This window comes from Caballeronia sp. ATUFL_F2_KS9A (assembly GCF_023630765.1).
Lineage (GTDB): Bacteria > Pseudomonadota > Gammaproteobacteria > Burkholderiales > Burkholderiaceae > Caballeronia > Caballeronia zhejiangensis.
The window spans coordinates 1-1061 of the sequence record NZ_JALQEK010000038.1; the positions used below are offsets into that span (position 1 = coordinate 1).

1 protein-coding gene is annotated in these 1061 nt (G+C 61.6%); it reads right to left on the bottom strand.

Annotated elements, in window-relative coordinates:
* The coding region (locus NCS67_RS25050; RefSeq protein WP_250437077.1) for a type VI secretion system Vgr family protein at positions 1-1061 on the bottom strand (1061 nt) is incomplete at both ends.

Below are 1061 nucleotides of genomic sequence, written 5' to 3' on the forward strand. Positions count from 1 at the left end.
GGCCACGAGTGCTCCTGCATCGGAATCCGGTAGGGGCGCTCGGCAGGAATGGCCCGGAACGTGTTGTGATACGACTTGTCGCGTCCGGCTTCGTGGATCACTTCGGACAGCACCATGCCATGCGGCGCATCGGGCAGCTTCTCGTCGAGCCGCACCACCAGCCCCGGACAGAACGCCGACACCGTGCTCTTGCCGTCAAAACGGATCTGTCCGGACAGCGCTTCTTCGTGCCGCAGTTGCGCTTCGAACTTGGCGGCGTCGGCGTCGAGATGGCGGCTGCCCCACGTATAGGACTGTCCGTAGGTGGTTTTATCGTCGCGCGCGAGATTGACTTGCGCTTCGATCGGCTCCCATGAACGCAGGGGGTTGTAGTCGCGAACGCGGATCGACTGCGCGACGGTCACGCTCTGCTGCTGCAATGACAAGACCGCTTCGTGGCCCGTTTCCAGCCCTGAAGTCTCGCGATAGAGCACGTTCGCCCGCAGCGAATAGTCGTATCCATCGATGTCATCGGCGAAGATGACCTGATCGCCGAAATCGCCGGGGCGCGAGTAACAGAACAGCCCCGCCTGCCGCATCAACAGATGGATGAACGCCCAGTCCGATAGCTGGTGCTGCATGTGAAAGACGAGCTTCGGAAACTTGCGCCGCAGCTTGAACGCGAACTGATGCGTGAGGAAATCGTGATCGCGCAAGATCGCCTCGATGATCTCGGGCACGGTCTTGTTCTGATAGATGCGCGAGCGCTTGGTGATGCGCAGTCGAGCCAGCGGCGATTCGACCACGACGCGATACGCGCAGAAGTCGCGCGTCTTGCGAGTTCGTGTGAAGCGCGTGATGTTGCCGTTCCACTCGCGCGGCGTGCCGTCGCCGGGTAACGGCTCGATGCTGAACGTCGCGTTGTGCCCGAGATAGTCGGCGCGCGCCAGTTCCACCTTGGCGGTCAGTTCAATCGTGATGTGATACGGACTGCCTAGCCGTTCGATCGCCTTGACGGAGATGATCGAGAGGCCATCGCTCGGCGGTGCGCCTCGCACCTTGAGATAGTAGTTCTGCCTGCC